Below are 11,014 nucleotides of genomic sequence, written 5' to 3'. Positions count from 1 at the left end.
AAATGAGGACACGCCCTAGTTAGCGGCATCTACGATCTCCAACCCCTGGTCGGCACCTATATTAACCAGCCTCTACACCTAACACCCCATCAATCCGCACAGCTAAGTCCATTACACCTACCGATTCACAATCCTGTACCTGTCGCCATAGCTTGGGGAGAGATGGAAACTACTGTTTTCAAGTACCAGAGTTTAGCATTAGCCGAACGACTGACCCACTACATGCCAGTTACAGCAGTACGCAGCTGCAGCGGTCGTAACCACTTTGACATTGTCTTCGATATTGCCATCCCGCAGACCACCCTAAATCAGTGTCTGAAAACTCTGCTTACTCCGGAGAAACTTTGATGAAAGTACGCCATTGCCTCACTGATAAAGATGTTCAATCCATAGCCAATGCCGCTCGTCATTTCGCCCAACAGCATAACTGGCCAGTGGCAATTGCCATCGTTGACGACGGTGGTCACCTATTGAATCTTCAACGCCTAGAAGACGCTGCCCCTATGACAGTGGAGATGGCCACCGCCAAGGCTCGCACGGCTGCGCTGACGCGCCGTCCAACGCAGTTTTATGAAGAGTTAATTCTTGGTCAAGGGCGGCTGTCATTTCTGGCTACGCCTATGACAGGGCTTCTTGAAGGAGGCTTGCCAATCTATGTTCGCGACAATGTGATCGGTGCCATCGCAGTATCAGGGGTTAGCTCCGCTCAAGATACCCAGGTAGCCCAGTCAGGTATTGATGCGCTGGAGCAAGCATGAAATGAACCAGCAAATATTCAGGTTACAATTCGCCAAAGCATCACGGCCCACCCCTCACGAAAAGCATAGCCACTATAAATGTATACTGTAGAGGATCTTCGGGAAGGGCGAGGGGTGCCGCAAGCACCCCATTGCTCCGAATTACACGCCGAGGTAGTCCAATATACCTTCTGCCGCCTGGCGGCCTTCATAAATAGCCGTGACCACCAGGTCAGAGCCGCGCACCATATCGCCGCCGGCAAAGATTTTTTCATTGCTGGTCTGAAAGGCAAACTGGCCGTGCTCGGGGGCTTTTACCAGGTCACGCTCGTTCAGATCAATGCGTGAGCCTTCAAACCAGGGTGCTGGGCTTGCCTGGAAACCAAACGCTACAACCACCGCATCGGCGGCAATAATTTCTTCAGAACCTGGCACCACCTCAGGGCGACGGCGGCCGTTTTCGTCAGGTTCGCCGAGGCGAGTGCGCACAACCTTCACGCCTTCGACCTTCTCTTCGCCCACCACCGCCACCGGCTGGCGGTTGAACAGAAACTCGACGCCCTCTTCACGTGCGTTGGTCACCTCACGGCGTGAACCGGGCATGTTCTCTTCATCACGGCGATAAGCACAAGTAACGCTCTCAGCGCCCTGACGAATAGAGGTGCGGTTACAATCCATGGCGGTGTCACCACCGCCAAGCACCACAACGCGCTTGCCTTCCATTGAGATGTAATCGCTGGGATCTTTTTCAAACCCAAGGCAGCGGTTGACGTTGGCGATCAGAAAATCGAGCGCTTTATATACGCCGGGCAAGTCTTCCCCGGGGAAGCCGCCTTCCATGTACTTATAGGTTCCCATGCCCAGGAAAACCGCGTCGTACTCCTGAAGCAGCGTGTCGAACTCGATATCCGTGCCGATTTCAGTGTTCAGACGAAACTCAATGCCCATTTCCTCGAACACCGCCCGGCGACGCTCCATGACGTTCTTTTCAAGCTTGAATTCAGGAATGCCGAAGGTTAGCAGGCCACCGATTTCCGGGTACTTATCAAACACCACGGGTTTGACGCCGTTGCGCGCCAGAATATCGGCACAACCAAGCCCGGCAGGCCCGGCGCCGACAATGGCGACTTTTTTATCCGTCCACACGACCTTGGACATGTCCGGGCGCCAGCCCATGGCAAACGCGGTATCGGTAATGTACTTCTCAACCGAGCCAATGGTGACCGCGCCAAAGCCGTCGTTAAGCGTACAGTCGCCTTCACACAGCCGGTCTTGCGGGCATACGCGGCCACACACTTCGGGCAGTGAGTTGGTTTTATGTGACAACTCCGCAGCTTCAATGATGTTGCCTTCCACCACCAGCTGCAGCCAGTTGGGAATATAGTTGTGAACCGGGCATTTCCACTCGCAGTACGGGTTGCCGCAGTGCAGGCAACGGTGCGCCTGGCTTGCCGCATCCGTGGGTTTGAACGGCTCGTAAATCTCGGCGAACTCTTTGGCACGCGTATGAGCGGCTTTTTTCTGTGGGTCCTGACGACCCACATCAACAAACTGGAAATCGTTATTTAAACGGTTAGCCATGATATTTCTCCTCGAAGCGTAGACACAGGCGGTTTATTGCGGCTGACGCCGAGATTGATCCAGCAGGCTACCCAGGCTCGCCGCTTTTGGCTTCACCAGCCAGAAGTGGCGCAAGTAGTCGCTAAAGTCTTCTAAAATCGCTGCCCCACGGCTAGATCCCGTCTCTTCGACGTAGGTGCTAATCAGTTCGCGAAGGTGGCGGCGGTAGGCCTCCATGGCTTCGGTACTGACGCGATGAATTTCGACCAGCTCGTGGTTGTACTTGTCCACGAAGGTGCGGTCTTCATCCAGCACGTAAGCGAACCCACCGGTCATGCCTGCGCCAAAGTTAACGCCCGTCTCACCCAGCACGCACACCAGGCCGCCGGTCATGTATTCACAACAGTGGTCGCCTGCGCCCTCAATCACCGCCGTGGCGCCGGAGTTACGCACTGCGAACCGCTCGCCTGCGGTGCCCGCGGCCATCAACGTGCCGCCGGTTGCGCCATACAGGCTGGTGTTACCGATAATCGCGGTTTTATAGCTTTCGAACTGGCTGACTCTGGGTGGCACGATAACGATCTTGCCGCCGTTCATGCCTTTACCCACGTAGTCGTTGGCATCGCCTTCCAGGTACAGGTTAAGGCCTCGGGCATTCCAGACGCCGAAGCTCTGCCCGGCCACACCGGTAAAGCGTGCAGTAACGGGCGCGTTTTCCAAGCCCTCTTCCCCATAACGCTTGGCGATAGCGCCGGAGGTAAGTGCGCCTACGCTGCGGTCGCAGTTGGTGATCGTAAAGCTGAACTCACCGCCCGACTGGCTCTCAATAGCCTCTTTAAGCGCCGCCAGCACTTCCTGGTTTTTGGCGCCCGGGTCGTGCGGCACGTTACGGCTCACCGTACAGAACTGAGGCGCTTCGGCGGGTACAAAGTCATTGGCCAATAACGGCATCAGGTCGAGCTTGCGCTGGCTTGCCGTGTTACCTTCAAGCACTTCCAGCAGGTCAGTACGCCCGATCAGGTCGGTCAGTTGGCGCACGCCCAGCATAGCCATCAGCTCACGCACTTCTTCAGCGATAAAGCGGAAGTAGTTTTTGACCATATCCACCGTGCCGCGGAAATGCTCGCCGCGCAGGAAGTCGTCCTGAGTCGCGACCCCGGTGGCGCAGTTGTTCAAGTGGCAAATACGCAGGAACTTACAGCCCAGCGCCACCATCGGTGCGGTACCAAAACCAAAGCTTTCCGCCCCCAGAATGGCCGCTTTGACGACGTCCAGACCGGTTTTAAGGCCGCCGTCGGTTTGCAGGCGAATCTTGTCGCGCAGACCGTTGATACGCAGCGCCTGGTGCACCTCAGGCAGACCCAGCTCCCAAGGGGAGCCCGCATGCTTGATAGAGGTCAGCGGGCTTGCTGCGGTGCCGCCGTCGTAACCCGACACGGTGATCAGGTCGGCGTAAGCCTTGGCAACGCCGGTGGCGATGGTGCCAATCCCCGGCTCAGATACCAGCTTGACCGACACCTGCGCATCCGGATTGATCTGCTTAAGATCAAAAATCAGCTGCGCGAGGTCTTCAATTGAGTAAATATCGTGGTGCGGCGGCGGTGAAATGAGCGTGACGCCAGGCACCGCGTGGCGCAGACGCGCAATAAGCTGATTGACCTTGCCGCCAGGTAGCTGGCCACCTTCGCCCGGCTTCGCGCCCTGGGCGACTTTAATCTGTAGCACTTCTGCATTGACCAGGTAAGCAGGCGTTACCCCAAAGCGCCCCGAGGCGATCTGCTTGATTTTAGAGCTGCGGATCGTCCCGTAACGGGCCGGGTCTTCGCCGCCCTCACCCGAGTTGGAGCGCCCGCCCGCCTCGTTCATTGCCTGGGCCAGCGCCTCGTGCGCTTCAGGAGAGAGCGCTCCCAGCGACATCCCGGCACTATCAAAGCGCGGCAACAGCGCTTCAACCGGCTCGACGTCTTCAAGCGGCAACGGCGTCGCGGCAGGCTTTAGCGTCAGCAAATCACGAATAGTGGCAACAGGGCGCTCATTAACCAGCTGAGCAAACGCCTTCCACTTGGCGTAGCTGCCCTCCTGCACGGCAGCCTGCAGCGACTTCACCACATCAGGGTTATAGGCATGGTACTCATGACCATGCACATACTTGAACATACCGCCTTGGGAGATCCCTTTACGGGTAATCCAGGCATCCTTGGCCAACAGCTCCTGCTGCATTTGCAGCTCGGTAAAACCCGCGCCCTGAATACGCGATGCCATGCCTGCAAAGCAGGTATCCATCACGTCATCAGAAAGGCCTACGGCTTCAAACAGCATGGAGCCACGATAGGAGGCCAACGTCGAGATGCCCATTTTGGAGAGAATCTTGAACAGGCCTTTTTGCAAGCCTTTGCGATAGTTCTCACGATCGTCGGCCGGGTTGCCGGTAAGCTCACCCGTACGGTGCATATCGGCCATAATCTGATAGGCAAGCCACGGATACACGGCGGTCGCACCGATACCAAACAGCACGGCCATCTGGTGGGCATCCCGGGCGTAGCCAGTCTCAACGATAATATTGGCATTGGGACGCAATGCCAGGCGGCCCAAGTGCGTATGCACCGCGCCAACGGCGAGCGGCGCCTGAATAGGAATAATACCCTTGGGTAGCTCCGCATCGGTAAGTACCAGGATTACCTTGCCCGCTTTCACCTGGGCTTCGGCCTCTTGGCAGAGCGCATTCAGCGCCTGCTTTAAGCTCTGCTGTTCCGGGTCGTAGCCCATTGACAGCGTGTGGCTTGCAAAGGCCGGGTCGTCCTGGCTAACCAGCGCGGTAAATTTACGTGGTGAAAGTACCGGTGTAGTCAGGATCAACCGATGCGCGTGCTCAGGCGTTGCCTTGAAAACGTTAAGCTCAGCACCGCAGCAGGTTTCCAGCGACATCACGATGGCTTCACGCAGCGGATCAATCGGCGGGTTGGTTACCTGAGCAAACTTCTGGCGGAAGAAGTCGGTTAACAGGCGCGGACGGCTAGAAAGCACCGCCATGGGGGTGTCATCACCCATGGAACCCACGGCTTCCTGGCCACTTTCGGCCAGCGGGCGCAGCACCTGGTCACGCTCTTCAAACGTCACCTGGAACATCTTCTGGTGCACGTTCAGCGCATCAGCCTCCATGGTCTGGAAGCGTGCAAGCTCGGTGAGCGCGGATTCCAGATAGTTGGCTTCCTGCTTGAGCCAGCGCTTATAGGGATAAGCAGACTTCAGGCGGTCATCAATATCCCGGGTATGCAGCACTTCGCCGGTTTGGGTATCAACCGCCAGCATTTGACCAGGGCCTACACGGCCTTTGGCGACCACGTCCTCAGGCTTGTAACCGTAAGTACCAATCTCAGATGCCAGGGTGATATAGCCGTTTTTGGTGATGACCCAACGAGCGGGACGCAGGCCGTTACGGTCCAGCATACACACCGCTTGGCGGCCATCAGTCATGACCACACCTGCCGGGCCATCCCACGGCTCCATGTGCATGGAGTTGTACTCGTAGAAGGCGCGCAGCTCAGCATCCATGGTTTCAACGTTCTGCCAGGCAGGCGGCACCATCATGCGCACCGCACGGTGCAGCTCCATCCCTCCCGTCAGAAGTACTTCCAGCATATTGTCCATGCTGGAAGAGTCGGAACCCGTGGTGTTAACGATTTCATCCAGCTGTGCGATATCGGGCAGTCGCTCGTTAACGAAGTTGGCCTTGCGTGAGTTCGCCCAACCGCGGTTAGCCTCGATCGTATTGATTTCACCGTTGTGCGCCAACAGTCGAAACGGCTGTGCCAGCGGCCAGCGCGGCGCCGTATTGGTTGAAAAGCGCTGGTGGAAAACACAGATAGCGGTTTCCAGACGCGGGTCGTTTAAGTCTTTATAAAACGCCGGAAGATCTTCCGGCATGACTAGGCCTTTATACGACACCACGTCAGAGGAGAGCGATGCGACATAAAAGTCTTCTTCGGCCCGTAAAGCCTGCTCGGTATAACGGCGCGCCATAAACAGATCAACAGTGAACTGCTCGCTCTCACCGGGCTCGATAAAGACCTGCTCGATACGCGGCAGGCAGTCAAGCGCCATGGGGCCACAAACGCTTGAATCAGTGGGCACAACGCGCCAGCCGACGACATTTAGGCCACGAGCACCCAATTCGCGCGCAAACGTCTCGCGCGCAGCCTCGGCACGGGCATCATCGTTGGGTAGAAAAACAACGCCCACGGCGAACTGGTCGCCCAGCGTAATCTCCAGCGCGTCTTGTGCGGCTTCGCGCATAAAACGGGTCGGCATTTTAAGCAGCAACCCACAGCCATCACCGGTTTTACCGTCAGCGGCAATCCCGCCCCGATGCGTCATACAGGTGAGTGATTCGATAGCGGTTTTCAGCAAATCGTGACTGGCCTGCCCTTCCATATGGGCAATAAGGCCAAAGCCACAGTTATCGCGAAACTCGCCGGGCTGGTGAAGACCTTTATTCATGGGCGTGCCTCTAGTCAAAGGTATTTTATTAGCAGCGTTATTATGATTTAATAGACGGTTTTTTCTTTTCACACAAAAACCTCTACCCGCCTATAACTGGGTGTTTCCCCGATTCACTGCCGCAAGAAAATGGTCGCTCAGCATAGCGACTTGCTCCCCGCCAGCGCAATCACCGCCAACATCAAAACCCCGAAAAGTCTTTTCAAATCCTATAGTTGCAAACCACCCCTCAACGAAAAATGCATACACTTCAAACACTTAAAAAGCCATATAACGCTATTTCAACGAAGTATGCCGAGCGTTAAACTTTAGTCTAAATACCCCTAATATAGCCATGCCGATAGTGCATACGGCATGCTAATAACATTATCCGGCGCATCGCCTGGTAATATCGGGCCATAAAAAAACCCACCTTGTCGGTGGGCTTAGTGAGCACAAAATACGTTTACAGGCGGGTTACAGCCGTGGGTAGTTATCCAACAAAGCACGCACTAACGCCTCTGGCGTCGTGTCATCAACACATGCATCGCCGGTAGCGTTTAGCAGCACCAGCCGAAGTCTGGTATCCACGTTTTTCTTATCCAGACGCATCCGGGCTAAAAAGTCGTCACTTAGCATATCCGCTGGGGCATGAAGAGGAAGACCAGCGCTTTCAATCACCGCCTGGATACGCGTTAAATCCGCACTACTGATACGCCCCAGTTGCTGAGAAAGGGCAGCCGCCATGGCCATGCCTGCACCGACTGCTTCGCCGTGCAGCCAGTTGCCATACCCTTGGTGGGCCTCAATCGCGTGACCAAAGGTATGACCAAGATTGAGCAATGCGCGCACACCCTGCTCCGTTTCGTCATCGGCCACAATGTCGGCTTTAATCTGGCAGCTGCGTGCGATGGCTTCGACAATAGCGTCGGGGCTGATATGGCGCAGCGCGGCCATATTGGCCTCAAGCCAGCCAAGAAACGCTTCATCACGAATAAAGCCATACTTGATAACTTCAGCAAGCCCGGCAGAAAGCTCTCGCTCGGGCAGTGTCGCAAGCGTTGCAATGTCGATCAGTACCGCTTTCGGCTGCCAGAAGGCACCAATCATGTTTTTGCCAAGCGGATGATTAACGCCCGTTTTCCCTCCGACAGAAGAGTCCACCTGGGAAAGCAGCGTGGTGGGCACCTGAATGAAGGCCACGCCACGCTGGTACGACGCGGCGGCATATCCAGCCATGTCACCAATTACGCCGCCGCCTAACGCAATCAGCGTACAGCGGCGGTTAAACCCTGCCTCCAACAGCGCGTCCCAAATGCGGCTAACCTGCTCAATGCTCTTGTACTGCTCCCCGTCAGGTAGAACGACGGTACGCACCTCCACATCGTCAGGAAGATTGGCGCACAGCGCCTCCAGATAAAGGGGCGCGATGGTTTCATTCGTCACCACCATCACCTGCTTACCGGCCAGATAGGGCGTTATCACCTCTGGGTCGCTCAGCAGGCCGGCGCCAATATGGATCGGATAACTGCGATCACCCAACGCAACATGAAGTGTACGCTGAGCACTGGCGGGCTGTGTCATTGGGATACCTTTGAGTTAAGCGTGGCGCTATTTTCCAGCGGGTCGGTCAAACGCCGCACTCGGCGCAATATCTCATTGACTACGGCGCGCGGGCTACGCCGATCCGTGCGCACTGAAATATCCGAGGTGGCGCGATAAAGCGGGTCGCGGGCAGCAAACATATCGTTGAGCACCTGCTCCCGGTTTGCGCACTGAAGAAGCGGGCGATTACGGTCTTTCGCCGTGCGTTTAAGCTGCTGTTCAACCGTGGTCATCAGGTAGATCACCGTTCCGCGCTCACGCAGCATCCGGCGATTATCCTGGTGCAGCACGGCGCCGCCGCCGGTTGCCATCACCACGCAGGAGAGCCTTGTCAGCTCATCGATCATCTGCAGCTCACGCTGGCGAAAACCGGGTTCACCCTCTACATCAAAGATCCACGGGATATCCGCACCGCAGCGATCCTGTATGGCGTGGTCACTATCATAAAACGTGCGCGTAAGCTCTGCCGCCAACAAGCGACCTATTGTGCTTTTACCAGCCCCCATGGGGCCGATCAAAAAAAGGTTGGGTAAATCCTGCATCAGCGAACCGCCAAGCCATCGTCAAGTAGTCGTGGAGTAATAAAGACTAACAACTCTACCTTTTCATTGCTCTCTTCGGTATAGCGAAACAGGTGTCCGAGCAAAGGAATATCACCCAAAAGCGGTGTTTTGGTCATTTGGTTTAATTGTTCCGTGGTCAAAATGCCGCCCAATACAACCGTTTGGCCATTATCGACCAGCACCTGCGTTTCAATTTGATTGGTATCGATGGGCGGTTCTCCGCCAAATCCCGACTCCCTGAAACTATCATTTTTCACCACCAGGTCCATGATAATACGATTATCCGGCGTGATCTGCGGTGTCACTTCCAACGAAAGCTCGGCCTCTTTAAATTCAGTATCGGGGTTTCCCTGCGCATCGACACTCTGAAATGCGCGCTCCTCGCCTTGGCGAATAATTGCCGTACGCTGATTGGCCGTGATGACCCTTGGCTGCGAGATGGTTTGGCTTTTGCCTTCACTTTCCAGCGCACGAAGCTCCAGGTCCAGCAAAATGTCGCCGGACAAGTAACCAAAGCTAAATCCTGTACCTGGCCCTGAAGGCGCGCCCAGGTCTACCGCTAAACCGCTGCGGGCACGGTTCAAGCCATCCGGATTGATATTGCGCGCGCCAACATTGCCGTTATCCAACGCCTGAAAACCTCGCGTCGTCGAAGCGCCCCAGTTAACACCTAGCGCTCGAGAGGCGGTATCCCGAGCGATAACGATGCGTGCTTCAATTTGCACCTGACGCACCGGCACATCCAGGCGCTCCAGAGTACGCTTGATAATACTTACCTGGTTCGCCGTGTCCTGAACCAATAAGGCATTGGTTCTTGGGTCGACACTGATCCGCCCTTTCTCGGTCAGAAGCCCAAAGCCATCCTCACCCTGCAGCAGTTGGGCAAGATCTTCAGCACGCGCGTACTTAACCTCGATAAATTCATCAATGATTGGTGACAGCGCTTCATGATAGCGGTGAGCCTCAATTTCCTGGCGTTCAAGCTCAGCAAGCTCGGCGACAGGCGCCACCAGGATAACGTTGCCATGCTCACGACTTGCAAGCCCTTGGCTTTTTAACATCAGGGCAAGCGCTTGATCCCAAGGCACCTCATTAAGGTTCAGCGTGACACGTCCGGTCACATTTTCGCTGGCGATCAGGTTAAGCCCCGTAAATTCAGCAAGCGTTACCAGCACCGCACGTACCTCCATATCCTGGACGTTCAGGCTTATCCGCTCACCACTAAAACTATCTTGTAGGAGCTCATGATCGACCAAGCGTTGCTGGTCAGCAGGCTGCACTTCGATACTCAGCACACGGCCATGTTGTGAAGAGAGCATGGCATAGGGGCCGTCGATGGTAAGTGCCAAACGCGTTTCCTGCGCATCAACGTGAGGGGTGATCCGCGTCACCGGTGTCGCAAAATCGGTAACGTCATAAATCTGGCTAAGCGCATCCGGCAGCGTTACGTTAGGCAATGTGGCAATTACCTCGCCGCCCGATACATTCGAATGTCCGCTTTCCTGAACGCTTGCGACGACGCCTTCACGGTCAAACGTCACTAGCAAGCGACCTGCCTGATCAGCCCCGCGCTCAAAATCAATAGCGCTAATCTGCGGGCCTTGGAGGGCTTCAAGGGAGCCCTCTATTGGCGATTCAAGCGTTGTCGATTCACGCAAGGAAATTCGTAGCCGATCCCCCATTACCCGGGAGGTGTAATTCGACGAGTTGGCCAGGCCGATAACTAACCGCGTACGGCCACTGCCTTCCAATACCTTAATGTGCTCTACACCCGCACGCGCTACCTCAATGTGGCGATGACCCAAGCCATTTTGTGTATTGGCCAGGTCCAGCGCCAGGCGTGGCGGAGCCTCCAGGCGATAACCCTGAACGTTGGCGACGCCACCGCTGAAGTGCAGATCAATATCCACGGCGCCAGCACTTACAGGATGCACCTCAATATCGGTTAACACCGACGCCACTGCCTGCCAAGGCAGTACCACCCACACAAGCATAATGATTCGACTAACCACGGCCATGGCGTGCTCCGATAAGAAAAAAAGAGGCTTTCGGTAAGCTCACCGAGTTGCCTAG

6 protein-coding genes are annotated in these 11,014 nt (G+C 55.9%); 1 reads left to right on the top strand and 5 read right to left on the bottom strand.

Annotation, left to right across the window (positions count from 1 at the left end):
- The first annotated feature begins 347 nt into the window (after nucleotides 1-347).
- Entirely contained in the window at nucleotides 348-758 is a 411-nt protein-coding gene (locus ACT3TJ_RS15020) for a GlcG/HbpS family heme-binding protein (protein ID WP_087107899.1), read from the top strand.
- 141 nt (nucleotides 759-899) lie between these two features.
- Here the strand turns inward: ACT3TJ_RS15020 and ACT3TJ_RS15015 are convergent, their stop codons facing one another.
- From ACT3TJ_RS15015 to pilQ, 5 genes are all read right to left on the bottom strand, one after another.
- The gene (locus ACT3TJ_RS15015; RefSeq protein ID WP_444665972.1) at nucleotides 900-2,318 is read right to left on the bottom strand and encodes an FAD-dependent oxidoreductase; all 1,419 of its coding nucleotides are present in this window, start codon (nucleotides 2,316-2,318) and stop codon (nucleotides 900-902) included.
- 33 nt (nucleotides 2,319-2,351) lie between these two features.
- On the bottom strand, nucleotides 2,352-6,794 hold the full coding sequence (gene gltB / locus ACT3TJ_RS15010; RefSeq protein WP_444665970.1) for a glutamate synthase large subunit: 4,443 nt from the start codon (nucleotides 6,792-6,794) through the stop codon (nucleotides 2,352-2,354).
- Nucleotides 6,795-7,250: 456 nt separating this feature from the next.
- Nucleotides 7,251-8,357 carry a 3-dehydroquinate synthase gene (gene aroB / locus ACT3TJ_RS15005; RefSeq protein ID WP_444665969.1) on the bottom strand — a complete coding sequence of 369 codons (1,107 nt, stop codon included), beginning with the start codon at nucleotides 8,355-8,357 and terminating at the stop codon, nucleotides 7,251-7,253.
- The gene (aroK, locus tag ACT3TJ_RS15000; protein WP_192526567.1) at nucleotides 8,354-8,920 is read right to left on the bottom strand and encodes a shikimate kinase AroK; all 567 of its coding nucleotides are present in this window, start codon (nucleotides 8,918-8,920) and stop codon (nucleotides 8,354-8,356) included. The genes aroB and aroK overlap by 4 nt, the downstream gene beginning before the upstream one ends.
- Nucleotides 8,920-10,959: a type IV pilus secretin PilQ gene (gene pilQ, locus ACT3TJ_RS14995; protein WP_444665967.1), complete on the bottom strand. Its 2,040-nt coding sequence runs from the start codon at nucleotides 10,957-10,959 to the stop codon at nucleotides 8,920-8,922. The genes aroK and pilQ overlap by 1 nt, the downstream gene beginning before the upstream one ends.
- Between the last annotated feature and the right edge of the window lie 55 nt (nucleotides 10,960-11,014).

Origin of the sequence: Halomonas sp. AOP30-A1-24, from assembly GCF_052378165.1 — a bacterium.
Lineage (GTDB): Bacteria > Pseudomonadota > Gammaproteobacteria > Pseudomonadales > Halomonadaceae > Vreelandella > Vreelandella citrativorans.
This window is presented reverse-complemented; position numbering and strand designations above follow the sequence as displayed.